Below are 26,038 nucleotides of genomic sequence, written 5' to 3'. Positions count from 1 at the left end.
GAATCGGCGGATATTGTCTTGGGAACCCATAACGAATGACGCCACAAACAACCCAGCCCATGAAAAATGCTTGTGCATGGATTCATCATCGACGCCTGCCGCCTCCACCTTGAAAACCAGCCGAGGTTCGCTGATTTCCGGCATTCACCGAGCGTTGCATGCTCGCGGCACCACGCTGACTAAAGCTTAGAGTGGCACGCGTGTTACGCGACGCGTCAAACGCATTCGGCCGGGCCGCTTGCAGGGTCTCCCGAGCACGTGGCAACTGGATTTGCGCTGATTTGGCCAATCCTCTTCCAGAGGCTGAGCCAAGGCTAGCGGCACCGCGTCGACTCTGCAGTTGAGATATTTGTCCCGGGGTATTTAACCCTTGCAAGGCATTGTCGCCGGCACTTTTCCTTTCCGTCGCTGCCGGCTTGTTTTGCCCCACCTTGGTCTGGGCGGCAGGTTGTTGCGCCAGCTGCCTTTGAATGTCCTTACTGGAAGGCCGCCGCTCGGCGGGCAAATTAGTCGCCGATGTACGCGGCCCAGTCTCGGCAAAGCCTCGGGCCGAAGCCGGCAAGGTTTGCGCCGCGCCAAGCCGCTGTCCGGCTAAAGCCGGCTGTTGTATTTGCCCCAAGCGTTGCCGTGCCGCGGGCGGATAAGGCTGCCCCCGTCTATGCCGAGGGTCGGATTGCCAACCGGCCGGCAGTTGGGAAGGCCGCAAATAATTCTGGCTAAAATTACCGCCACGGTCTATGTTGATTTCGTTGCCGGAAATATTGATATTTTTGTTGTAATTGACGTTACCGCGGTCGCCGTAATACCCCCCGCCTCCGTAATAACCGCCACCGCCGTGCCAACAATTGCCACTGTGGCAAACAGTATTGCCGTAGTAATGCCCGACGTAATAATCATCGTCGTCGGCCCATTCCATGATGCCCCAAGTCAACAAGCCACCCACCACCGCGCCGGTCGCAAAGTTCATCCAGCTGTCATTGCTGGAACTGGCGGTGGTCGTTGTCGTGGTCGGCGGATAGTAGCTAGGGTAGTAGCTCGGCGCGGGTGCGGCGGCATTGACATTAACCACTGTTGCGGGTGGTTGCGCCAGCGGTGCTTGATAAACCACCTCCGGTTTATATTGCGGCACGTAAACCGTATCGGCTTTCGCGGGCTTGATGCTGATCTTTTCCGCCGAAACGTTGTTATTTGCAACCTTATCGGTGCTGACTGTCTGTTCCGGCGTATCTTTCAAGAATCCGGCATCCTTGGCACGCTTGCGCAAGGCCTGTATCGATGCCATGACCTCTCCAGGCTTGGCCAGAAAGGCATCGCCCAGTTGCGTGGTCCAGTCCAGATGATCGTCCATCATCTTGATCACTTGCGGCACGCTGGCCAGTCGCATGATGCTGGCATCCCAATCCTTGCTGCTCAGCGTTGCCAGATCGGGCTTGGTCTCCAGCCATCTCGCCGCCCGCACCACTTCAAACGGATAGGTTGACGCTACCAATAGCTCCGCCAGCAGCGGATCCGGATAAAGCGCAATGGGCGCAACCAGAGATTCCAGATCGCTCAACGGTTTGGCGGGTGGCGCGACGACTGCCGCCGGTGCCAGCAGTTCGCTCTGTACGACCGGCGCCTGGCTAGGCGGCTGCACTTTGCCGGCTTGCTGCTCTTCCTTGTTGCATGCCGCCGGCAACATAGCCAAGGCTATCAACATGGCTCGCAACAGCACGCCGTTATGCCTATGGAAATTAGTATTTATTTGCTCGGACTCAACGTTAATCGCTTTCATCTTGCCACTCTCAGGTTTTTGTCGACGGCATTGCCGGCCGAGACGAATGCGCTTCCTGCGGGCAGACTTTTAGCCGCTCGGAAACCGGTTTCAACCACTGCCGATCGCATGAGGCAATCAGACATTGCCCCCTAACTTGCTCGGCAAAACCGAGCCCGTAGGTTTGGCTGATGAAGCGAAATTCGCAGGACGGCGGTTCGCTGGATAATTCCATCAAGGCAGCCAATTGACTGAAGTGATGCGATGCAATCATGCGGCGCAACCCTGGTTCCGACTCCCAAACTTCTTCATAACAAAGGTAACGAGGCTGTGCCACGTTTTTATAGACTTCGACCTTCATACATCCCGGCAAAATGCGCGCGCTTTTTGCCAACGCTTGGAAAGCGGCAGTCAAGTTACGGGTTTGATTGGGGGGTACCCTAAGTACGAGGTGTAGTTCGATCATGGCTTATTCAGTGCAGAATATGAGCCACTTTAGAGTCGAATCGAATCGGATAGAATACTAATTACTTAACAATAGCTTACAAGAAAATCACTGAAGAACCGCCTGACTATATCCCAGCATAAACCCCTAAATATCGTGGTTTATCCGAAATAATACTACTCCCCAAAACACGGACGACGAATGCCCAGCTTCGTCATCCTGCTCTCCAGAGTGTTGGGATTGAGCCCCAGAATGGCGGCTGCGCCACCTTGCCCGCGCACCCGCCAACCACAAGCCTCCAAGACGTGGAGAATATGCTGGCGCTCGACGCCTTCCAGCGAAGCCAGACTGGGTGTGGAGTATCTCGCAACTGGCTCGGAGCCATCGACGGGCAACGCAATTTTGAGCAGCGGACCTTTGGCCAGAATGACGGCACGTTCGATGACATTGCGTAATTCACGAATATTGCCGGGCCAGTCATAACGACACAGGGTCTGCAAGCTGTTTTTATCCACCGCCTCGATCGTTTTATCCATGCCAGCGGCAAATTCCTGGACGAAAATCTCAATCAGCTTGGGTATATCTTCCCGCCTCTCACGCAACGGCGGCATCCGGACAGGGAAAACATTCAATCGATAGTAGAGATCTTCACGGAAACGGCCTTGGGCCACTTCTTGAGACAAGTTGCGGTTGGTCGCGGCAATGATCCGCACATCTACCTTGATTGGCTTTGGATTACCAAGGCGCTCGAATTGCTTTTCCTGTAATACTCGCAACAACTTGGCTTGCGCATCCGAGGGCAATTCGCCGACTTCATCGAGAAATAAGGTCGAACCGTTGGCTAGTTCGAAACGTCCGATTTGCTTGGATAGCGCACCGGTAAACGCGCCTTTTTCGCGGCCGAAAAGTTCGCTTTCGATCAATGCGGCGGGAATCGCTGCACAGTTTATTTGAATCATGGACCGGTTTTTTCGCGGACTTGCCTCATGAATAGCCCTCGCCAACAACTCTTTCCCTGTGCCGGTTTCTCCGCTGATCAGCACCGAGGCCGGCGTTGCGGCGACTTGCGTCACCTGCTCCAGGATGCGCCGCATTTTTTCGCTACCATTGACGATTTTCGAGCCCTTGCGCTCTGCTACTTCGTCACGCAAATAAACATTTTCTTGCTGAATCCTCTCCTGCAAATTCTGAATTTCTTCGAGCGCAGCCCTGAGTTCATCGTTGACGCGCCGCTTTTCAGTGATATTTAAACTAGCCCCCATCATGCGCTCGGGTTGACCAGAGTCTCCGAATTGGCATTTGCCGGTCGCACAGATCCAATATTCGCTACCATCGGGATGCACCACCCGATATTCTTCCTTAAAGTCGCCGCCGCTTCGAAACGCCTGTTCCACCACGTTTTTGACGCGTTCGCAATCGTCGGGATGCAAGCAGGCCAAAAAGCGTTGCATGTTCAGGACATGGTCGAGCGACACACCATAGAGTTTCCTAGCCCTATCGGTAGCCCAGATGGTATCCGATGCAATATTCCAAACCCAAAGCCCCACATCGGCCGCCTCGGATGCCAGTCGCATTTGTTCTTCCCGACTTTGCAGTGCTTGAAAATTGTGTTTACGCTCCAACGCATTGGCAAACACATCAGCCATCAAACCCAGCCCGCGCACGACATTGTCGTGCCATTGCCGCGGACGCGAGGAGGCGAAGCCGATTCCACCGCGTAAATGACCGCCTACGATAATGGGAAATGCCAAGTGTGCTTTAATGCCGTAACGAAGAAATCCCTCTCTATCCATGGTGGCTTCGGGCGGCAGTTCCTCTACGTCATGCATGATAGAGGGCTGACCGGCCAACAGAGTCTTGGTGAGGTAGGGTCCTTCCGACCTCAAGGACGAATTCAACCAAGGTTTTACGCAAGATTGGTTGGCGTATTGATACTTCGAGTAAAAGTCATGACCGTCCTCGGATAACAATCCCACGGCGACGTGGTCCAATTCCAGGTTTTCCGCAATCCGGCGCAGACTTTCCTGAACAAGATCATCAACTTCATCACTGGAAACACGCACGAAGTCGGCTGAGAGTTCAGCCAGCATGGCTTGAAACCGCAGTTGCGGTTCCAATTCGTTTACGGCCAGGTGTTTATTCTGATATGTCATAGAAGCCTATAAGTATTGGTAATTTTTATGCACTCAAACAAGACACTTGATCAAATCTTGTCCTGATTGGAATGACGCATCAACCCTGTCAAAAACCGTCATCTCGGGCAGGCTCCCCGTTTCCAGGCGGGTATGGCGAACCTGTGGACGTCCGTGTCCCGACCCGCTCGATCAGATAACAATGTAACCCGCACTATCACAACAAAATACTGACCAGCCGCTTCACCAACTCTTCCAGCGAAATGATCGTCAGAAGCAGTGGCAGCAAAGGCAGAAGTACCACCAGCGCCAGCTGGATCACTGTTTGCCTGCCGAATGGGAGTATTTGCATGCTCTTTACCACTTCAAAACTGTTATTCAAGTCCGCCAGAGACTGGATGTCTGCGCTGCCGATAAAGCTTTCCTCGCTATCGGCGCCGCCCCTAAGCCATTTGTTATCGAATTCACGGACATAGCGACTGGCCAGCGCGCCATAACTTAACAAGCCCTGGCGCTTGACTTGCGCCAGCTTTGGCGCGAACACGCTCAAGGGCCCCAAGACTAAAATCAATAAAAATACAATAAAGGCGGCAATTTCCTGTTTGAACGCCATAAGTTCAGATCCTTGGTACAAAATTCGCTCTGCTATCATCGCCGACAGCAAAGCCCCCTGGGCCAGTAAAAAAGGCATGAAGGCCACGGCGCTTTGACCAAGAAAGCCCAAGCCGCCGGCCTTGTCCGGATGTGTCGAGACCAAATACAGATCGAGACGAGACACAGCCCAGAGAAACCAGGCCCAAACACAAATCCTGAACAGCCAACGCAAAAAAATAAATTGATAAACCGGCAAACTGATGTAAGCCAACCAAACCCCCGCCGGGGACAACTGCAATTCGGCTGTGGCCCCAATCGCATACCAAATGCTGGTATTCAAAGTATTCTGCTCGAAAAAAAACCTATGCCCCAGCGTGAACACTAAAACAACCAGCGCAATCTCTATCAACAATGAATTCCGCCAGCGCAGCGCCGATTGAATGCAGGCATCGAAGCGAGCGCGGTTTTGCGGCGTGATGATACCTCGCTCGATAAATTGCGCGACCACCGGCCGCAGTCTGTTATGAATCACCCACTCCGCCTGCAACAACAAGGGCAAGGCCACTAAAAAACGCATATGCATTTCAAGATCGTACAGAAAGGAAACCCGCACCCCGCTGCCGGTCGCTTGTCCGGATAGCAGCGAAAGAATCAACAGAGGCAGCCAAGTCAGCAATATCAAGAACAGGATTCGGCGCTTAAGCCAACCCAAGGCATCGGTCGATAAACGGCTGCGGACGAATAACTGAAATAACGGCCCTCCCTGCACTAAAGAAAAATCCCGAGCCCGATTTGATTCTGTTGTCTCTGTCATCTTGTACCTCAACCCAAAGCTGACATTCCGCGCCCATCATTCATCTTCCTCTATCAGCGCTTTAACCCGCCCTGAGTTGACGGCATCCACCAAAACAGCGTAATCACGCTGGTTCTGTTCCGCGTAAGCAACGGCAAACTCGCCAATCGCCCGGTCGAAGCGATCCGATTTACCCAGATAGCCGCTGATTGTGGCGGCATCGCCCGAGCGGGCATGCGCGCGCGCCAGAGTCCAGCCACACAGTTCGGCATAGATATTACATTGTTGCAGCGTGGCGCCTTCGATCGGCACCGACATTTTCATGTCACGCAGTTGGCGCACAAAAAAATCACGGCCTTGCTCCGACCTCGACCAACCTAAAAATATATCGCTGGAAGACTGCATCAATCGTTGCCCCATAACCACCCGCCGAGCATGATTGTCATAGCTACTCTTGCCGGCATAGGGCTCCAATACCGAGGGGCCGGCTTCCTTGATCTGCAGCAACAAGGGATGGTTTTCGGCGGAGAAAAACAATCCCACCATGCAACGGGTGCCGACACTGCCGATACCCACCACTTTCACTGCAAAGTCTTCCAGACGATAGCGTTCAAATAACACTCTGCGCTCGTCGGAAAGCGACGCTTTATACACCTCAAAGCCCTCGCGCATCCGTCGCTCCGCATCCTCCTCCTGAATATGAAACAGTACCGGCGGCTGGTCGAGCAAGCGGTGGCGGCCCCCAACCGTCACCGCAATCTTAGGCGCGAGTTGATCGCCGACCCGTTGTCTGGCTTTTTCGGTTATTTGCTCGCGCTTTTTCCGCAGTTTCTCATCAGGCGCCATTTCGATTAGTGTCTCGGCATCCAAACGGTCGTACCACACCTCCAAGGGATTCATTTTCGAATAGTCACGTAGGTGTTCCCGATAAGATCGAGCGCATTCCACGGCAATAGCTTGGGCTTCGTCATCACTATAGCGCTGGTCACGGGCAGCGACGGCAAAGCTGGTCGCCAGACGTTTTAGATCCCATTCCCAGGGCGCCGGCAAGGTTTCGTCAAAGTCGTTGATATCAAAAATCAGATTGCGCTCAGGCGTGGCAAACAAACCAAAATTGAGTAAATGACAATCGCCACAGGCTTGCACGCGCAAACCGGTGCTCGGCGTGCCGGCAAGATCGTAAGCCATCAGACCGGCCGAACCGCGTAGAAACGTGAATGGGCTGCGCAACATGCGTCCGTAACGAATCGGCACCAGTTCCGGAATCCGCTCCCGGTTGGATTCTTCCAGGATTTCAATAGGGTCGCGGTGCTTAGCTGGCGCCACCCAAGCGGCGTGACTGGAGCGCGGCACTTTGTCACGCAGTAATTTGCCGATGGCAAGGCGCTCTTCGCGCGATCTAAATTCAATTTTGCTGGCAACCGTTGCCGCCGAACCGGAACCCATTTGCTTGGATTTATTCTTGTTCCTGGTCATAAAATAACTCCTTTATTTATTGGGTGACTATTGCTACTTATAGCCCATTTCCGGTTAAATTTTCGATGTTACGTATAAACAATTGGCTGCCCGCGAATACGCCGGGAAACCTTCAAACAGCAAGCATGGACGCCGTTCGCAATCGAAAAAACCGGCTGAATCGCCGTTTAACGAACGCTATCCAATAATCGCTTCAGCAAGTTTGCCGTTTCCTGAGTGTTGAGTATGCCCATATGCGATTGCGGAAATCCATGGATGCGATCGGCTTCGTCCTGGGCTTCCGCGCGTAATTCGCTGAGCAAACTCACGGTACCGTCGCCCGCCTGGCTTTCAATGAACGAAAACAACAAATGTTTCGACATCGTGTCCGGCAATTTACGGCGCGAAGCCTCCTCTCCGTTGCCGGTATAAAACAAATCGTGCAGAAAGCGGCTGCCCGGCGCCAAATCCTCCCAGGAATACACGGGGGTGGGTGCGTGATCCACGCCTAATTTTGCCGCCGCATGGCCGTTCCAGGGCGTGGAAATCGATACGAACAGTGGAATCGTCAGATGGTTGACGGTTTCCAAGTGCTGCAAGATAAAACTACGCGATACCAAGCCGCCCATGCTGTGCGCAATCACCGCAACTTTGTCGAATTGATACCTGACCTGCAATTGCTGCAGCATTTGATCGATATAGCGAGCCACATTATCGATGTAGGCGCCAGAGGGATAATAAACCACCCATGGCTGGTACCGGCTCCTGTCGAGTTGGCGAATCAGATAATCGAAATTTCGCGGCGTGCCGTTGATGCCATGCACGAACAGCACCGGCATTTTTTGCGCGGAATAAGGTTCCAGAAAATAGATGCCGGCGTTGCCTTCGATCAAAAAATCCAGCGGTTTCCAGAGACTTTGTTCGGCCACCGCGTCGGCGAAACGCGGTTCGTCCAATGCGGCGATGGCGCCAACCTGCGTCACCTGACCCAGCGAAATATCCAGCTGTTGCTTGGTGCTGCGCACTTGCAGACTGGAAATATCCACTGGCGCCGCCGCGTTGGAACGGCCTTGCTCGGGTATGATCAAGTCGTTACCGGTTTTGACGTCGCCCGCCCGGCATTGAATCATCTTGCCGCGAACGGGCGCAAAAACCGGTTCATCCAGCTGGTAGACCAAATCCCCGTTGACGTCCTTGAACGCCCCCACCAGATATTCGCCGGGAGCAGTCGAAAAGAACCACTTCCCGTGGCCATCATTGACAAAGTGATCGAATACGCTCCAGTTCACGGGATTTTTAAGATCCGGCGCCGTGACTTTAAACAGTACCACAATGATTTTTTTGCCATCATCCACTTCAGGTTTTACCGTACCGTAGATTTGGCAGTAACGGGCAATTTTTTCATGCTGCTCTTGAACGGCCAATAAGCCACAGCCGGATAAGACACCGACACTCAATAACAGCATCGCCAGCAAATGATATTTTCGGTGCATAAGGTTCTCCCAGGAGAATGGAAATTCGGTTTTAGGGCTGTCAAATCAGACAAAGGCGACTACTATAGCGATTTCAAACAATGACCGGATAAGCCTATGTTAAGCATAAAAAACTTTTTACCACTCACTCTGCTGGCATGTACGGCATTCAGTCAAGCCGCATTCGCTCGGGAAGCGCCAACGCCCGAACAAGCCCTGCAAAACTTCGGCATCAGCCAAGCCTTGATCCCACGCCTGGAACAGGGCGACATCGTCAGTTACGACGTCGGCGAAACCAGTCAGAAAGAACTCGCCATTGGCGTGGCAATGATCATCCCGGTCGCGTTGCCGAAAATTGTCGACTACATCAAACGAGGCAATTTAAGCACTAGTGAAGGCGATATCATCGCCACCGGTTTACTGCCGGCGAAAGCGGATGCCGCCAGCTTCAAAAAGTTTGGTTTTTCCGAAAAGCAGCTGGATGAAGCCAAGGCATTTTTAAACGCGGAACCGGGTAGCGAATTTAATCTGTCCAAGGCTGAATTTGAAACACTCAAAAGCCTGGACATGGGCGATGCCGACAACAAAACCTTGCTAAAAACCGCCAATCAAACCTATCGGGCATTTTTACTGCAACGCCTGCACGCGTATCAAAAAAATGGTTTGGCCGGCATTCCCGCCTATAGCCGCGAAGACAGCACCGCCGATCCGGCGGCGGAATTGCGTACCGATGCGGTCAACAGCAAAGCCTGGGCCGGTTACTTCCCGGAATTGCAGCAAGTCTGGCTGAATTATCCCGCGCCACTGCCAGCCGACACCAGCGAACAATTTGTCTGGCTCAATCGTAATGTCGAAGACCGCCCCACCGCCATTTTGAGCCACCGCATCATCGCCACCAGCGCGACGGGCGGCTTGATTGTTTCCCGGCAATTTTACGTGGGCCATTCCTATAACTCCAGCCATGTAGTCGCCGGCGGCCTGCCCTATAAAGACGGCACTCTGGTGTTTTATTCCACCCGCACCTCCACCGATCAAGTGGCCGGATTCGGCAGCGGCATGAAACATTCGATAGGCCGCGAGCAAATGAAAAAAGAAATGATCAAACGTTTGCAACGGCTCAACAAAGATTTGAAACGCAAGCCGGCCGAGGTTGCGGAAGAAAACTAACCCACGCGACCGGTTCACTCTTTGGGTTACTCTGAAAGTCACGCGGCAAACGCCCAAAATACTAACGACATAACGCCGTTGACTTTCATTTGCCGGGGCGATGCCGAGCCTTCATGAGCGTTACTCTGAAAGTAAAAAATCGAGCGGGTACGGTTGCTTGTTGGACAGGCGTCGGCAGCAAGGATGCTGCCGTCGAGCCTACACGGACGTATTTACGGCGTCCTGTCCGGCGAGGAACCGTGCCCAGCTGCACTACTTTCATTTGCCGGGGCGATCGCCCGGCCTTCATGAACGTTACTCTGAAAGTAAAAAATCGAGCGGGTACGGTTGCTTGTTGGACAGGCGTCGGCGGCAAGGATGCTACCGTCGAGCCTACACGGACGTATTTACGGCGTCCTGTCCGGCGAGGAACCGTGCCCAGCCGCACTACTTTCATTTGCCGGGGCGATCGCCCGGCCTACATGAACGTTACCGTGAAAGTAAAAAATTGGGAGGGTTGCTTGTCGGACAGGCATCGGCGGCAAGCAAACATACTCAGGGATACTACTTTCATGACCCGGGGCGAAGCAAAGGCATTCATGATCGCCTGGCCGGGCAATGCTGCAAAATCGCGCGAAATCAGGCTAGGCCGCCAACCTCCAAGCCATCCACCTTCTGAAATCCGCGCGGCAAGGCTGTGCCGCGATTGGCCCTGTGCCCGCTGTATTGCTCGATATCCCCGCCTCTCAGGCTGACATGGCGCTTGCCCGACAGGACTTTCAGCTCGCCGCCGACCGGCAGCGCGGTTACCGCCACCACGGCGTCCTTGCCTGAACCGAGGTCCGCGCCGGGGATCTGGATCAATTTATTGCCCTTGCCCTTGGCCAATTCCGGTAAATCCCGCGCCGGAAAAATCAGCAAGCGGCCCTGCAGGGTAGCCACCGCCAGCAAATCATCGGCACCTGGAATGGCGGTCGGCGTAAGGACTTTGGCGCCGGCCGGCAAACTTAACACGGCCTTGCCGGCCTTATTCTTGGTCATCAGTTCTTTCAATTGCACCCGAAAACCATAGCCGGCGTTGCTGGCCATCAACACCCAATCGTCGGGCTGGCCGCTGAATACGTCGGTAAACAAACTGCCTGGCGGCGGATTCAGGCGCCCGGTCAACGGTTCGCCCTGGCTGCGCGCAGACGGCAAATCGTGGGTAGTGATGCTATAAACCCGGCCGGTGGAATCCAGCACGTAAGCCGGCTGGGTGGTGCGGCCCCTGGCGGCCGACAGATAGCCGTCGCCGGCCCGATAACTAAGGCTTTCCACCTCGATGTCGTAACCCTTGGCGGCTCGGATCCAGCCCTTTTGCGACAGAATGATGGTCACCGGTTCGTTGGCGACCAGTTCGGTGGTGTCCAGCGCCTGGGCGGCTTCGCGGGCAACGATGGGCGAACGGCGGTCGTCGCCGTATTTTTCCGCGTCGCGCTCGATTTCCTTGCGAATCAATCGATTCAGCAAACGCTCGGAACCCAGGGTTTTTTCCAAGGCTTGGCGCTCCTGCTCCAGTTCGTCCTGCTCGCCGCGTATCTTCATTTCCTCCAGCTTGGCCAAATGACGCAATTTCAGTTCCAGAATGGCTTCGGCCTGAATATCGGTTAAACCGAAGCGTTCCATCAACACCGGCTTCGGGTGGTCTTCGGCGCGAATGATGGCAATCACTTCGTCGATGTTCAAATAGGCAATCAGCAAACCTTCCAGAATATGCAGGCGCGCCAGCACCTTGTCCAGCCGATATTGCAAACGCCGGCGCACGGTCTCGGTACGGAAACCGAGCCATTCCGCCAGAATTTGCCGCAGATTTTTCACCTGAGGTTTGCCGTTCAAACCTATCATGTTCATATTGACCCGGTAGTTTTTCTCCAGGTCGGTAGTGGCGAACAAATGCGACATCACCGCATCGACATCGATGCGCTTGGTCTTGGGGATGATCAGCAAGCGGGTGGGATTCTCGTGATCGGATTCGTCGCGCAAGTCCTCTATCATCGGCAATTTCTTCGCCAGCATCTGGGCGGCGATCTGTTCCAGCAATTTGGCGCCGGACACCTGATGCGGTAGCGCGGTGATGACGATATTGCCGTCTTCCAGCTCGTATTTGGCCCGCATCTTCACCGAACCGTTGCCGGTCAAATACAGCTTTTGAATGTCGGCGGCCGGGCTGACGATTTCCGCCTCGGTGGGATAATCAGGGCCTTTCACATGCTCGAGCAGACCCTCCAGCGGCGTTTGCGGATCGTCCAGTAATTGCAGGCAGGCGGCGGCGACTTCGCGCAGATTGTGCGGCGGAATGTCGGTGGCCATGCCCACCGCGATGCCCATGGTGCCGTTCAACAGCACGTTCGGCAAGCGGGCCGGCAGCAGGCTGGGTTCCTTCAGGGTGCCGTCGAAATTGTCGGTCCAGTCCACCGTACCCTGGCCCAACTCGCTAAGCAGGGTTTGCGCATAGGCGGTGAGGCGCGATTCGGTGTAACGCATCGCCGCAAAGGATTTGGGGTCGTCCGGCGAACCCCAGTTACCCTGGCCGTCGATCAGCGGATAACGGTAGGAAAAATCCTGCGCCATCAACACCATGGCCTCATAACAAGCCGAATCGCCGTGCGGATGGTATTTACCCAGCACGTCGCCGACGGTGCGGGCCGATTTCTTGTATTTGGCCAGCGCCGTCAAGCCCAGCTCCGACATCGCATAGACGATGCGGCGCTGCACGGGTTTGAGGCCGTCGCCTATATGCGGCAAGGCCCGGTCCAGAATCACGTACATGGAATAATCCAGGTAGGCTTTTTCGGTGAATTCCTTTAAAGGCAGTTGTTCAAAATTTTCCTGTACGCCCATGCTGTGTCAAAAATCCAAACTCGAAGTTAGTCAAAAATGCCGGGAATGATACCGCATGATGGCGAGGCATGAAGGGAAAGCTTGGAAAGGCAAATCAGTTATCGCTTTAAATTCATGAGCTATTTTTCGATGCGCTTTGCCGTTATGCTATGAGCATAGTCACTTCAGTCGGTAGCCGAGATGCCAAATTCATCGAAACCAATAAATAGCTTATTAACCTGCCTGATCCTGGCATCCGTCCTTAATCTCCCCGTCAGCGTGATAGCCGATGAAAATCTGGCCGGCAAATATTATGAAAACGCCCTTGCCGCCGTCAGAAAGCCGGATGTCGATGCCGCCATCATTGAATTGAAAAACGCGCTGCAGCAAAATCCGAATTATGTGGCGGCACACATTCTGCTGAGCGAATTGTTCTTACAGAAAAAGTCGCTTTCCGAAGCGGAAGTGCATATCAATCTGGCCAACCAATTGGGCGCGGACAGATCGCTAACCGTCAAGGCATTGGCTCAACTATATCTGTATCAAATCAAATACTCACTGTTATTGAAGGAAATCCAGCCCAGTCAATTCAGCGTCGCATTGCAGCCGGATTTACACGTATTCCGCGGCCATGCTTATTTGCAGCTCAATCAGGTCAGCGAAGCATTGAACGAATACGACACAGCGGCGCGGATCGATCCCGAGCGCATCGATGCCGTCATCGGACGAGCCAATGCCTTGATTCGCGGCAACGATTTGTCCGGCGCCGCTCAGGCTGTCGATAAAGCCATGTCCATGCAACCCGACAATGCCGGTATCTGGTATGTCAACGGCACCATCAAGCATGTACGGGGCGACTTGGAAAATGCGATTAAAGACTATGACAAAGCCATTGAATTACTTCCGGATTACCAGGATGCCAGGATTGCCCGGGCGGGCATTTTGATGGACTTGAACCAGGATCAACGCGCCATGGCGGATTTGACTTATCTGCGCGAAAACTATCCATTCGACCCCAAGGCCGCCTATCTGCATGCCGTAACACTGGCCCGCAACGGCCAAAAAGAGGCTTCCGTCAAGGAACTGGAAACCGCTGCGGATATTATTGTCTCGGTCAAACCGGAGTACCTGACCCAACACAGCCAAACCTTGATGCTGTCCGGACTGATCAACTACAGCCTACAGCGCTACGATCTGGCGGCCGAATATCTGCGTCAATACGTAAGAACTTATCCAGGCCAGACCGGACCCTACAAATTGTTGGCGACTATTCTGTTGAACAAAAACGAGCCCGAAGCGGTCATTGATCTGTTGAAGCCCATCGTTACCGGCAACCCTAGCGACCACCGCCTGCTGTTTTTACTTGGCACAGCCTATATGAATGTCGGCAAGCACGATCAAGCCCATGCCTTGCTGGAAAAAGCCTCGGCCGATGGCGAGGGCGGCGACGGCAGCCTGCATGCCGAAATCGGCCTCAACCGCCTGTCCATGGGCCAGGAAACACTCGCCATCCGGGACCTGGAAGCCGCTATCCAAAAAAATCCCGCCAACACCCAAGCCGGCATCCCACTGGTTGCGATTTATATTGAAAACCGCGACGCTAAAAATGCGCTACGGGTTGCCCAGGGTATGCACGACAGACTGCCGAAAAATCTTACACTTTTGAATTTGCTGGGCACCGCCCAAATTGCCGGCCAAAACCTGAAACAAGCCCGCCGCAGTTTTGAAGAGGCAATCGAGCTCGACCCGAGCTTTATCACCGCCCATATCAATCTGAGCAAATTGGATGTGGCCGAGAAGAAAGTCGATCAGGCCAAGCAGCGCTTGCTTAAGCTTAACAAACAGTTTCCCGACAATATTGCGCTATTGATTGAGTTGGCCACGGTCGATGTGGCGCTCGGCGCCAACGACAGCGCCAATCAATGGTTGGAGACCGCCCGCAAGATCGACCAAAAATCCATGCCGGTATTGCTGGCGCAAATGGATTTAAAAATCAGAACCGGACGAGCCCTGGAAGCCCTCGCCATCGGCGAAGCAGCGGAATTGATCGACAGGGAAGATCCGCAACTGTTACAGGCATTGGCGCGAGCTTATCTGGTCACGGATAACCGTGAAAAAGCCCTGAGCGTTTATCGGCGCATGGCCGATAAAGCCCATTTCAATGTCAAAAAACTTTACAGCGTTGCCCGCTATCAAATGCAAGCCGGCGATCACGTGGATGCCGTCAAAACCTTGAAAAAAGCCGTACTGGCGGATGAAAAACACATCCCGTCGCAAATCGCGCTGACGGAATTGGAGCTTAATTACGGCAAACCCGTGCTTGCGGGCAATCGAGCCGCCTACCTGCTCAAGGAGTATCCGCAACGCGGCTTTCCACATAGATTGCTAGGCGACATTGCCGCGCGCGATCAAGACTTCAACCTGGCGGCCCAACGCTACCAAACCGCCTTCGATCTTGAGCCCGATACCGCCCTGTTGATGAAACTTTATCAAAGCCTGAAACAAATCGGGCAAAGCCAGAAAGCTTTCGACCTGTTGTCGAAGTGGACCAAAAAAAATCCCCAGGACTTGGTGCCGATAGCTGCGTTGGCCGAAGAACTATTGCAACAAGGCAAGTTAAAGGAAGCGCAAAAACACTATGAATTTCTACTCTCCCGATACCCAAACGAGCCGCAATTCCTAAACAATTTGGCTTATATCTATTTCAACACCGGTGACGGCAAAGCCTTGAGTTATGCGGAAAAGGCCCAGCAACTGGCGCCGGAACAGGCTTCCAGCAACGATACGCTGGGCTGGATCCTGGTCAATTCCGGAAAAGCGGAACAAGGCCTGCATTATCTGCGCAACGCCCATTCCCGCATGGCAAACGAACCGGAAATCCGCTATCACATCGCCGTGGCACTGGATAAATTGGGTCGCAAGGACGAAGCCATGCAAGAGTTGCAACAAATCGTAAAGTCCAATTTACCGTTCAAGGATATTGAACACGCCCGGTCCTTACTGGAAAAACTGAGTCAATAGTACCCACCCAAGCTGTCGGAAATTTTTACACTTCCACTGTCCGGTATTATGAAACTACCGACATGATTAAGAAAAGATGAAGCAATACGGTGAAAAACACAAAGTGGCATTGAATTTGCTTAACCAAAATTCAATCGAGCCCTTTACTTACGGACATCTCCCACCGTCTCGAAATGGTGGCAGAGAAAACGATTTTTTAAAGATTAGCGCAAACAATACGAGGATCTCAAATGAACAAGCTCAACTTGGCCTTGCTGGCTACTCTGCTAGCCCCCCTGCCCGCCCACGCCACGCTTAGCTGGAACTTCACTACCGGAAACTCAGTGAATTATGGACAAAATGGAACGTTCGCCGGTTCATCAGGTGCGGGCTCCGTCACCGTCAGCGCATTTTCGACCACCTGCGATTCCACCTCATCTACAACCAGTTGCTACAGTAATGATGCATATTCAACGGAAAGATTTCAAAATGCCACATTAGGCTCGTGGAGCGGCGGTATCGGCGTGCAAAGCGCGGAAGACGGATCGTTCGGTTCCGTCCCTCACCATGCATTCGACAATGACGGCGGTTACAATGACTCGGCAAACGACGAAGGCCCAGGCGGCGATGTAGACGCGGCCGTGTTCGCTTTCGCCCAAAGCGTCAACTTGACATCGCTGTCGATAGGTTGGGACGGCGGCACCCCGGGTTACGACGCGGACATTTCAGTATTGGCCTATACAGGTGCCGGTAACCCATTGTCTAGCATTCTGGGAAAAACCTATGCCCAACTGTTAAGCTCCGGCTGGACGCTTATAGGCAATTATTCAGAATTGGATCATCCTTCTAATCCAACCGTTAGCATCAACCCAAACAATATATCCTCCAGTTATTGGCTGGTCAGCGCGTACACCAGTTGCGCCAACGCCAACGCCAGTAACGGTTACACATGCGTAGCGGATTCAAACAGCTCTCTGGATTTCGGCGACGACTTCTTTAAGATCTCCGGCCTGACCGGTACCGCCGGTGGAACCACCCCACCCAGCAGCGTACCCGAACCTTCCAGCCTGCTGTTACTCAGCATGGGTTTGCTGGGATGGAAGCTAAATCGCAACAAAAAAGCATCGTCACTATAAAGAAACCGGCGTTCGACAAGCGCGTATTTTAAAACCGTCTTTCCCAATGGGAAAGACGGTTTTTTTGTGCCTACTCATCCTGCCTTACCAGCTCAAGCCGCCCGCGTCGCCAACACAATCTCCCGCAAAAAGCACAACAACCCGGCAATCAAGGCCAGCATGGCGGCGATGAACAATAGGGAAACCGCGCCCGACAGATCGAATTTCAATTGCACCGCCACGAACAGGGCCGCGATAGACAAGCACACGCATAACGCGGATAGGGTACACAAGGTAATTGCCCGCCGAATCCAGCGAGTACGCTTGGTCAGACTCCGCATTTCCGCTGTATCGCCGTTTTGCGTCCGCCCGGCGCTTGTCTCATGCAGACGCCGACCGCGATCCACCGCCCTTCCCAAGCGATTGGTCAGCACGCCGAGTATCGAACCGATACCGGTCAATAGAAACACCGGCGCAACCGCCTGTTGAATCGCCAGAGATACGGTGGGAATATCGGTCAGAGTGGACATTGGATGGCAAGGTTGAGATAAATAAACTATTGGAGGCAAATTATCCCGGATTTAGCCGCATAGACCTAACAATCATGAAACCCCGGCCGATAAAACCAGCCTTCCAAAGTGCGATTGCTTGCCAGACAGGACGCCGTGCATACGTCCATGCAGGCTAGCCGGCGGCATTCTTGCCGCCAATACCTGTCCGACAAGCAAGCACACCCTTCCCAATATTTTACTTTCAGAGTAACGCTCATGAAGGCTGGGCATCGCCCCGGCAGATGAAAGTAGTGCAGCTGGGCACGGTTCCTCGCCGGACAGGACGCCGTAAATACGTCCGTGTAGGCTCGACGGCAGCATCCTTGCCGCCGACGCCTGCCCAACAAGCAACCGTACCCGCCCGATTTTTTACTTTCAGAGTAAAAATTTGATTCGCATCCCCGCCAGCCTGCACAATAGCGGGCGAAACCAAAACTCGCGCGCGAACGTTTCATCGATACGTCGCCTACCACACGGAATACAACCAAGCAGGATATCTGAATTTATGACCATCAAGGCACTGACTCCGGACCGGCTTTACAAATCCTGCGACCTCGATCAACTCAGTTTTGAGTCGAGCGAAGAACTGGACCACGTCGACGTCATCCTGGGCCAGGAACGCGCCATCGAAGCGATCAAATTCGGCCTGCGAGTGGTAAAGCCCGGTTACAACATTTTCGCCATGGCCCCTGATGGCACCGGCAAACTGACCACCGCCACGCAACTGGCCGAACAGGAAGCCCATCGCCAGCCGGTGCCGTTCGATTGGTGTTATGTGCATAATTTCAACCAGCCGGCCAAACCCAGGGCCATCCGCCTGGAACCGGGACAAGGCAGAGGGTTTCAGCAGGATATGGTCGAACTGATAGACGAACTCAGCGTGGCCATCCCGGCCGCGTTCGACGGCGACGAATACCGCTCCCGCGCCGGCGAATTGGAAAACGACTCCCGCCAGCGCGAAATCAACGAAATTACCCAACTACGGGACGAAGCCGAAAAAGCCCACATCATTTTCACCGAAACCGCCACCGGCTATGCCTTTTTGCCGGCCGACGAGCATGACGACCCGTTAACCCCGGAACAATTCAACAAACTGGATAAAGACCGCCAGCGCCAATTTCATGATACGGTTTTAGACCTGCAGGATCGGCTGCGGGATGCGATCAAAAAATTTCCGCAGTGGCGCAAGGAAACCAAGCGCAAACTGCAGGCCTTGAACCGGGAAGTGGCCGAGCTGGCCGTCAGCCATCCGATAGACGAACTGAAACAACGCTACGCCAAATGGCAACCGATCCTGGATTATCTGGAGGCCGTGCAAAAAGACATCATCGAACACGTGCGCGACTTCATACCGCACGGCGAAAAAGTCCTGTCGTTCATGGAACTTCCGCAAGAGCCGCAACCCTTCAAGCGCTACCAAGTCAATTTGATGGTGGACTTGAACCACAAGCGCACGGCGCCGGTGATTTGCGAGGACCTGCCCAATCACGGCAACCTGATAGGCCGCATCGACCATCAGGCGCAAATGGGCTCGCTGGTGACCGACTTCACCATGATCAAACCCGGCGCGTTGCACAAAGCCAACGGCGGCTATCTAATCATCGACGCCCGCAAACTGCTGCAACAGCCCTACGCCTGGGAAACCCTCAAGCGCTGTCTGAAAGCCGGCGAAATCCGCATCGAATCGCTGGAAAGAGCCCTAAGCCTGATCAGCACCACCTCGCTGGAGCCGGAGCCCATTCCGCTGAACGTCAAAATCATTCTGCTCGGCGACCCCATGCTGTATTATCTGCTGAGCTACTACGACCCGGAATTTCAGGATTTCTTCAAAGTTGCCGCCGATTTCGCGGGCAGCGTCAATCGCGAGCACAACAGTCTGGAGTATGCCCGCCTGCTGGCCAGCATTGCCAAGCGGGAAAAACTGCGCCCGCTCGGCAAGGCCGCCATCGCCCGCATTATCGAACACAGCGCCCGCTTGGCCGACGATGCGGAAAAATTATGGATCCATTTACGCAGCATCAAAGACCTGCTTACGGAAGCCGACCATTGGGCTGGCGAAAACGGCCATACCCAGATCGCCAACAGCGATGTCCAACAAGCCATAGACCAGAAAACCCGCCGCTTGGACAGACTGCGCGACCGCTTGTACGAAAACATTCAACGCGGCATCGTCATGATCGCCACCGACGGCGCCATCGTCGGCCAAATCAACGGCCTGTCGGTACTGCAACTGGGCGAATTCGCCTTCGGCCAGGCCTCGCGGATTACCGCCACCACCCGCATGGGTAACGGCAAGGTGGTCGACATCGAGCGCGAAACCGAACTGGGCGGCGCCATACACTCCAAGGGCGTGATGATTTTGTCCCACTTTATCGCCGCCCGCTACGCCCGCAGCACGCCGTTTTCCATGATCGCCAGCATCGTGTTCGAGCAGTCGTACGGCCACGTCGAAGGCGACAGCGCTTCGCTGGCGGAATTGTGCGCCATTTTGTCCTCGCTGGCGCAAGTGCCGCTGCGTCAGGACTTGGCCATGACAGGCTCGGTCAACCAACTGGGGCAGGTACAACCCATAGGCGGCGTCAACGAAAAAATCGAAGGCTTTTTCGACATCTGCCGTGAGCGCGGCCTGACCGGCAGCCAGGGCGTCGTCATCCCCGCCAGCAACATCGCCCACCTGATGCTGCGTTGGGACGTGGTACATGCCGCCCGGGCCGGGCAGTTTCATATTTACGCCATCGAAACCGTCGATGACGCCTTGGCGTTGTTGAGCGGGCTGGATGCCGGCGCGGCGGATGCCGACGGCCGATTCCCGGCCGACTCGTTTAACGGCAAAATCGACGCACAATTGCGTAAATTCACCGGCTTGATGAAGGAATTTATTGCCAAGGAAAACGGCGAAAAATAAATCGCCGCCGGAATCTGAGTTAGGTCATGTGCCACCGTCCCGGTTACATGACATGCAAGGGCTAATCCGGTTTCTTGATCCGTTTTAGAGTGATGGACACCAAACCGCCGCCCCGCACCAGGGTATCGTCGTCGACAACCTTCCAGGCCTCTTCGGTGTCGTTATCTTTCTTTAGCACCAAGTACCGCTCGCTGCCCGATTCGCGCACGAAGATATCCTTGTATTGGGTACGGATACCGTCGGTATCGATGTAGTCCGAGCCAATCACAATGATCTTGCCGTCTGTCCCGGTCACTTTGGCAAAGGCGTCCAGGAATTCGACCGACGAGCCGACCTGTTCGGTGTATTCGCCCTCGAAGCCGTGGCCGCAGGCGGCCAGCATCAAGGCTAATCCCAGAATTAGAAGGTTTTTTAGTTTCATGGTGGTGGGTCCTCTTTTTTTGGGATTGTCGGCTATTATGGCGGAATGATCAATTGAAAGGGGGGTATTTGTGTCGCTATCGCGACGGATGTTTTAGAAGTCGGTTCTCGGACCGACGACCGAGATACTTTCTTTTGCGTTGCCAAAAGAAAGTATCCAAAGAAAAGGCAACCCGGATGCCGCGTTGATCCTGCGCTCCTCAGGTTTGAACGGGGTTTTCCGAAGGGGCTTCCCAGCCCCACGAAAAACGCGATGCATCCCTGCATCGCCCCTGCGGGCAATTCCGCTCAAACCCTCCGGTGCTCGGCGCGGCATAACGGGAAAAAAACCATCGCAGATTCAAAAACATTCAAATACGTAGGTCCGATTAGCGAAGCGTAATCGGACGGATGTTTAGCATTCCGAACAGTTCGATAAACACCAACCCCACAATATTTCCTCGTTGCAAGTTCGGAAATAGAAATTCAATTAATTCAATTCATTCGTCCGATTATGCTTCGCTAATCGGACCTACGCGGGCTTTATGCAAGAAAGCAATCACTGGCTTCCCTGACTCTATTGCATATCTATATTCCATTTCTGTGTAACCTAATCCTGATTCCGAGCAGGATCCATATCTTCCAGCGAGAATCAAAACGTAGTAGTCACAATCATCTATTACTGTTTTTATAAATGACCATTGATCATCGTCAGAAGCCGGAAATAATTCCATTCCAATCGGAATGCAATCAAGCTCCAACAGAGCTTGAATAACCTCCTTTCTCTCATCTAGCAAATCAACATATGTTGAACTGACGAATACTTGGTACTTTTTGTCCATTCGACTCCCTTAGAAATCTAACTAGCAATTAAGCCCGTGGCTGGATAGAGCAAAGCGAATCCCAGCTTCAAATCCATTATCACTGGGTTTCATTATCATTCAACCTAGCCTACCACAGCGATTGGTTTTCTCCCGTTATGCCGCGCCGAGCACCGGAGGGTTTGAGCGGATTTGCCCGCTGGGGCGATGCAGGGATGCATCGCGTTTTTCGTGGGGCTGGGAAGCCCCTTCGAAAAACCCCGCTCAAACCCGAGGAGCGCAGGAAAAAAGTGGCATCCGGGGATCGTTTCTTTTGGGTACTTTTCTTTGGACAAGCAAAGAAAAGTACCTCGGCTGTCGGGCCGAAACCCGACTTCTAAAACACCCGTCGCGATAGCGACACAACTCAAGCCACCTCCGACCCAACGTGCAATTCTTCACCCTGTGAAATGCATAGAATATCGATAATTGACCAAAACTCATGCCATGATGAGCTCAATTGCCATCAACGATGAAGAGGCTCGTCAAAATCCCAATCCACCATTTCCCTAACCAACTTCCCATCTTTTACCACCACCAAAGCCGTACGGGTTTGCGCGGCGATTCTTCTGGCTTGCAATGCTGCTCGTTGCAAGGCTGCTAACGCATTTCGCGCATCTTCATCACGAGTTTGGTTTATTGGCTTAGTGTTCATCAAAACCGAATATCAACCTTTCAACTTAGCAATCAACATCTTATTCACTTCCCCAGGATTGGCTTTCCCCTGAGTTTCCTTCATGATCTGACCGACCAGCGCCATCAGCGCCTTGTCCTTGCCGGACAGATATTGCTCGACCGGCACGGGATTGGCGGCAATCACTTTGTCGACGATGGCTTCGATGGCACCGCTGTCGGTGATTTGCTTCAAGCCTTCCTGCTCGATGATCTCGTCTGCCGTGGCGGTGCCGTTCCACAGTTTATCGAACACCTGTTTGGCGGTTTTGCCGGAAATGGTGTTGTCGGCAATGCGTTTCAACAAGCCGGCCAAACGTTCCGCGTCGACCGGGCAATCGCTTATCTCCAGACCGGCCTTATTCAAGGCGCCCAGCACGTCGCCGGTCAGCCAGTTGGTGACCAGCTTGGCCTCACCGCCGAAGGCTTTGACTACCGTTTCGTAGAAATCGGCCAATTCGCGCGACGAAGTCAAAGTCGCGGCGCTTTCTGCGTCCATGCCGTACTGGGCGATGAAGCGGCTCTTCTTGGCGTCCGGCAATTCCGGCAGCGCGGCGCGGATTTCGTCCTTCAAGCTTTCTTCGATTTCCACCGGCAACAAATCCGGATCGGGAAAGTAGCGGTAGTCGTTGGCTTCTTCCTTGCTGCGCATCGAGCGGGTTTCATCCTTGTTGGCGTCGTACAAACGGGTTTCCTGCACGACCTTACCGCCGCCCTCGATGACGTCGATTTGGCGTTCGATTTCGTGATTGATGGCTTTTTCGACGAAGCGGAAGGAGTTGATGTTCTTGATTTCGGCGCGGGTGCCGAATTCCTTTTGGCCCTTGGGGCGCACCGAGACGTTGGCATCGCAGCGGAACGAACCTTCCTGCATGTTGCCGTCGCAGATTTCCAGGTAGCGCACCAATTCGTGCAGTTTGCGCATGTAGGCCACGGCTTCCTTGGCCGAACGCATATCCGGTTCGGAGACGATTTCCAATAGCGGCGTGCCGGCGCGGTTCAGGTCTATGCCGGTCAGGCCGTGGAAGTCTTCATGCAGGGATTTGCCGGCGTCTTCTTCCAAATGCGCTCGAGTGATGCCTATGCGTTTGGTCTCGCCGTCGACGTCAATGTCCAAATGGCCGTTGCCGACGATGGGCAGTTCAAACTGGCTGATCTGGTAACCTTTCGGTAGATCCGGGTAAAAATAGTTTTTACGGGCAAATACCGAGTGCGGGGCGATTTCGGCGTCTATCGCCAAACCAAAAGTCACGGCCTTGCGCACCGCATCCTTGTTCAGCACCGGCAACACGCCGGGCAAGCCTAGATCGACCGCGCAGGCCTGGGTATTGGGGTCCGCGCCGTAGGCAGTCGAGGCACCTGAAAAGATTTTGGATTTGGTGGAAAGTTGGGTGTGGATTTCCAGGCCGATGACGGCTTCCCATTGTGAGTTCATGCTTGGTTTCCTTTATAGCTTATTCGGCAAAAACGTCGTTTAAATCGATTTGCAAGTCGGGGAATAAATGCGGAATGGCAATTTCGTTGCCGGGGTACAGCGCGCGCAGCTGATATTTGCCGTGGTCGTCGAGCACGAATTGCTGAACGATTTGTTCGTAAGGAAACACCAGCCAGTATTCGGTCACGCCGCTTTCTTCGTATAAATCGAATTTCAGGCGCACTTCTTTTCTACTGTTGCCGGGCGAGAGCACTTCGATGATCCAGTCCGGCGCGCCGTCGCAGCCTTGTTCGGTCAGTTTGTCCTTGTCGCAAATCACGCATAAGTCGGGCTGCACGACACTAAACGCTTCGCCATTTTTGAGTAGCGATTTGCGGCGGTCGTAAAGCTTTGCATCAAATGGCGCGGCAAACACTTCGCAGGGTTTGTGCTTGAAATAGTTTCCCAAGTGCAGGAACAAGTTGCCGGAGACGCTTTGGTGTTTGCGGTTGGGCGCCGGCGACATCGCCATGATCTTGCCCTTGATCAACTCGACCGATTCTTCGAGCTGCCAGGTCAGATAATCGGCATAGCTGTAGGTACCGTTGGGGTCGAGTTGCGATAGATGAGTGACTTTAGTCATGGTTTATTGCTTATCCGCTGCAGACAATGAAATCCCCATTAGATGTTTCGTCACATTGATCCAACGCCTTGCCCATGGGGAAGCTTCTATAACTTTGCTTGGGGCAATCAGTTCCAAAATTTTAAAAGAATGCTCGCCTTTGCCATATTTTGCTTTGCTTTTACAGTCGGCCGTTGCTTTTGCCAACGCTTCATAAACTTGTTGTTTGCCAATCGCTTCTATCGAGTTAGCAGCAGCGGGTAGCTGATTTTCCTTAAAGCCTTGCCCAAAAAATGACTTCAAGGAGTCGCGATCAGCCAAAAACCAACTTTCCATGCACTGAACCATCAGATGGCATTGCTTATTGGTAGCTTTTATCGGCTTAACCCATTTATCGCCCTCGCGCTGGGCTAAATGTTCCCAGGGTTTCCAGGTTTCATAGTCTTCAGTGCCTTGCAATCCCGTATTGACGGATTCTTCCGAATCCACCAATAACAAAGCTTCTTCACCGTTATTTAAAGCGGTACAAAAATCATCATAAGCATGTTTTCGACTTCCGCAGGCTACAATTCTGGGCATATTTCCTTTAAGGCCGGCTTTTTCAAGAAAGCTGGCAAATCCCTTCCGGCAATTCGCTTTCAGTTGACTAGAATCGCCGCCCCCTTCTACGAAAATTTTCACCAGCGAGTTCCTCCAATTTGTCCTTGAGTCCAGAGTTGACCTAAGCGATATTTTTCCAGCCAAGGTTTTAGTTGTTCTGCATCTAAACGGGTCAGGGTGGAACCGGCTTCGTTTTTTTCAGCAACCAATACCGACTCGGGTTGATCCGACAAAGCGTCCACCAATATCTCGGAATGCGTGGTCACGATCAATTGGCAGCGTTCGGAAGCTTCTTTTAACAAATCGGCCAGTGTAGGCAATATGTCGGGGTGTAAGCCTAGTTCCGGTTCTTCAATGCACACCAAGGGTGGAGGATTGGGGTGGCACAGGATTGCCAGCAAGCAAAGATAGCGCAGCGTGCCGTCCGATAGCCGAGTGGCGGGCACGGTAAAGCGGCCTTCATGAAAAAATACCTGAACGGTGCCGCCTTCTATTTGAATATCGTAATCGTCGATGCCCTCGTAGAGAGCTTGCAAGGCGGATAACAGACGTTGTTTGGCTTGGGGCTCACGGCGCAAGCGATTCAGTACCAAACCGAGATTGCGCGCATCCGCTTCCAGCCATTCATTGGGAAGATCGGCTTTTTGCGGGATGCGGGGTGTTGTATAGCGCCCGAAACTCCATTCCCGGTAAAGCTTTATTTCTGCCAGCGAACGACCAAGCCGAGTTAATTCAGGATATTGATCGGGATCTTTGCGTTGGGACAAAATAGACTGGTTTAATTCGATCTCTTCATGTTGCAGCCTTCGTTCTCTTCCCTTTACATTTAACACACCGTGACCATTGCGAAATTCGTAATACAGATACGGCTGGTTTTTATGAGGCTTTGGGGTTTCGGTTTCAAGGCGCTCATCGGTGATTTCAAAGCGTTGAGCAACTTCTGTAAAACCAAGTGTGTAGCGTAGGTTGTTTGAGGGAGTGTCCGTCAAGCTAAATACGGCTTCGATACTCGCTGTGGGGATGATGCTGCTACCCTTCCACAGCCAATCGCGAATACCGCCACCATCGCGGATAGGAGTAAGCAAATCTTTGGGGGTGGCGCGTAAGAGCTCTATAGCTTCAATGAGGTTGGATTTTCCAGAACCATTGGGACCGATAATTACGTTGAGACTGTTTAACGGAATACAGGGCGCACTGTCGCCGTAGCTCAAAAAATTATTCAGCTTTATAGATCGTATCAACATCAAAGGG

Annotated in this window: 19 protein-coding genes; 4 read left to right on the top strand and 15 right to left on the bottom strand. The window is 53.4% G+C overall.

Annotated features, from left to right (window positions below; all coding sequences use genetic code 11):
- Nucleotides 1-85: 85 nt before the first annotated feature.
- The 6 genes from NP590_RS00590 to NP590_RS00565 all read right to left on the bottom strand — a co-directional run bounded on the left by NP590_RS00590 (nucleotide 86) and on the right by NP590_RS00565 (nucleotide 8,665).
- Nucleotides 86-1,774: a DUF3300 domain-containing protein gene (locus tag NP590_RS00590; protein WP_256600192.1), complete on the bottom strand. Its 1,689-nt coding sequence runs from the start codon at nucleotides 1,772-1,774 to the stop codon at nucleotides 86-88.
- Nucleotides 1,775-1,784: 10 nt separating this feature from the next.
- Nucleotides 1,785-2,219 carry a putative quinol monooxygenase gene (locus NP590_RS00585; protein ID WP_256600191.1) on the bottom strand — a complete coding sequence of 145 codons (435 nt, stop codon included), beginning with the start codon at nucleotides 2,217-2,219 and terminating at the stop codon, nucleotides 1,785-1,787.
- A 155-nt stretch (nucleotides 2,220-2,374) separates the two neighbouring features.
- Entirely contained in the window at nucleotides 2,375-4,351 is a 1,977-nt protein-coding gene (locus NP590_RS00580) for a sigma 54-interacting transcriptional regulator (protein ID WP_256600190.1), read from the bottom strand.
- Between the two features lie 196 nt (nucleotides 4,352-4,547).
- Nucleotides 4,548-5,738 (bottom strand): hypothetical protein, encoded by a 1,191-nt coding sequence (locus tag NP590_RS00575; RefSeq protein WP_256600189.1) that lies wholly within the window; start codon nucleotides 5,736-5,738, stop codon nucleotides 4,548-4,550.
- A gap of 36 nt (nucleotides 5,739-5,774) precedes the next feature.
- Nucleotides 5,775-7,193, bottom strand: coding sequence for a DUF2252 domain-containing protein (locus tag NP590_RS00570; RefSeq protein ID WP_256600188.1), 1,419 nt, complete (start codon nucleotides 7,191-7,193; stop codon nucleotides 5,775-5,777).
- 167 nt (nucleotides 7,194-7,360) lie between these two features.
- Entirely contained in the window at nucleotides 7,361-8,665 is a 1,305-nt protein-coding gene (locus NP590_RS00565; RefSeq protein WP_256600187.1) for an esterase/lipase family protein, read from the bottom strand.
- Nucleotides 8,666-8,761: 96 nt separating this feature from the next.
- Here NP590_RS00565 and NP590_RS00560 point away from each other — a divergent pair, with 96 nt between their 5' ends.
- A complete protein-coding gene (locus tag NP590_RS00560; RefSeq protein WP_256600186.1) occupies nucleotides 8,762-9,811 on the top strand; it encodes a hypothetical protein in 1,050 nt (349 codons plus the stop codon).
- 618 nt (nucleotides 9,812-10,429) lie between these two features.
- On the opposite strand, the gene parC is transcribed toward NP590_RS00560, so the two are convergent.
- The gene (gene parC, locus NP590_RS00555; RefSeq protein ID WP_256600185.1) at nucleotides 10,430-12,670 is read right to left on the bottom strand and encodes a DNA topoisomerase IV subunit A; all 2,241 of its coding nucleotides are present in this window, start codon (nucleotides 12,668-12,670) and stop codon (nucleotides 10,430-10,432) included.
- Nucleotides 12,671-12,850: 180 nt separating this feature from the next.
- Between parC and prsT the strand changes: the two genes are divergently transcribed.
- Both prsT and xdp1 read left to right on the top strand, forming a co-directional pair.
- Complete coding sequence (gene prsT / locus NP590_RS00550; RefSeq protein WP_256600184.1) at nucleotides 12,851-15,670, top strand: XrtA/PEP-CTERM system TPR-repeat protein PrsT; 2,820 nt, start codon at nucleotides 12,851-12,853, stop codon at nucleotides 15,668-15,670.
- A 230-nt stretch (nucleotides 15,671-15,900) separates the two neighbouring features.
- Nucleotides 15,901-16,785, top strand: coding sequence for an exosortase-dependent surface protein XDP1 (xdp1, locus tag NP590_RS00545; protein WP_256600183.1), 885 nt, complete (start codon nucleotides 15,901-15,903; stop codon nucleotides 16,783-16,785).
- Nucleotides 16,786-16,877: 92 nt separating this feature from the next.
- Here xdp1 and NP590_RS00540 read toward each other — a convergent pair whose 3' ends face one another.
- Nucleotides 16,878-17,294, bottom strand: a complete 417-nt coding sequence (locus NP590_RS00540) for a DUF2721 domain-containing protein (protein WP_256600182.1) — start codon at nucleotides 17,292-17,294, stop codon at nucleotides 16,878-16,880.
- 526 nt (nucleotides 17,295-17,820) lie between these two features.
- On the opposite strand from NP590_RS00540, the gene NP590_RS00535 reads away from it, so the two are divergent.
- The gene (locus tag NP590_RS00535; RefSeq protein WP_256600181.1) at nucleotides 17,821-20,220 is read left to right on the top strand and encodes a Lon protease family protein; all 2,400 of its coding nucleotides are present in this window, start codon (nucleotides 17,821-17,823) and stop codon (nucleotides 20,218-20,220) included.
- Nucleotides 20,221-20,281: 61 nt separating this feature from the next.
- On the opposite strand, the gene NP590_RS00530 is transcribed toward NP590_RS00535, so the two are convergent.
- The 7 genes from NP590_RS00530 to NP590_RS00500 form a co-directional block, all read right to left on the bottom strand.
- A complete protein-coding gene (locus NP590_RS00530) occupies nucleotides 20,282-20,641 on the bottom strand; it encodes a hypothetical protein (protein ID WP_256600180.1) in 360 nt (119 codons plus the stop codon).
- A 490-nt stretch (nucleotides 20,642-21,131) separates the two neighbouring features.
- A complete protein-coding gene (locus tag NP590_RS00525) occupies nucleotides 21,132-21,461 on the bottom strand; it encodes a DUF4062 domain-containing protein (RefSeq protein WP_256600179.1) in 330 nt (109 codons plus the stop codon).
- Between the two features lie 484 nt (nucleotides 21,462-21,945).
- Complete coding sequence (locus NP590_RS00520) at nucleotides 21,946-22,134, bottom strand: hypothetical protein (RefSeq protein ID WP_256600178.1); 189 nt, start codon at nucleotides 22,132-22,134, stop codon at nucleotides 21,946-21,948.
- Between the two features lie 12 nt (nucleotides 22,135-22,146).
- Entirely contained in the window at nucleotides 22,147-23,586 is a 1,440-nt protein-coding gene (gatB, locus tag NP590_RS00515) for an Asp-tRNA(Asn)/Glu-tRNA(Gln) amidotransferase subunit GatB (RefSeq protein WP_256600177.1), read from the bottom strand.
- A 19-nt stretch (nucleotides 23,587-23,605) separates the two neighbouring features.
- On the bottom strand, nucleotides 23,606-24,208 hold the full coding sequence (locus NP590_RS00510) for a Uma2 family endonuclease (protein ID WP_256600176.1): 603 nt from the start codon (nucleotides 24,206-24,208) through the stop codon (nucleotides 23,606-23,608).
- Between the two features lie 3 nt (nucleotides 24,209-24,211).
- Nucleotides 24,212-24,868 (bottom strand): DUF4276 family protein, encoded by a 657-nt coding sequence (locus NP590_RS00505; RefSeq protein WP_256600175.1) that lies wholly within the window; start codon nucleotides 24,866-24,868, stop codon nucleotides 24,212-24,214.
- Nucleotides 24,865-26,031, bottom strand: a complete 1,167-nt coding sequence (locus NP590_RS00500; protein ID WP_256600318.1) for an AAA family ATPase — start codon at nucleotides 26,029-26,031, stop codon at nucleotides 24,865-24,867. The genes NP590_RS00505 and NP590_RS00500 overlap by 4 nt, the downstream gene beginning before the upstream one ends.
- Nucleotides 26,032-26,038: the final 7 nt, after the last annotated feature.

This window comes from Methylomonas subterranea (assembly GCF_024505185.1).
In the GTDB taxonomy this organism is placed as follows: Bacteria; Pseudomonadota; Gammaproteobacteria; order Methylococcales; family Methylomonadaceae; genus Methylomonas; species Methylomonas subterranea.
The sequence above is the reverse complement of the archived record's forward strand: the minus strand, read 5'-3'. Positions and strand labels throughout refer to the sequence as shown.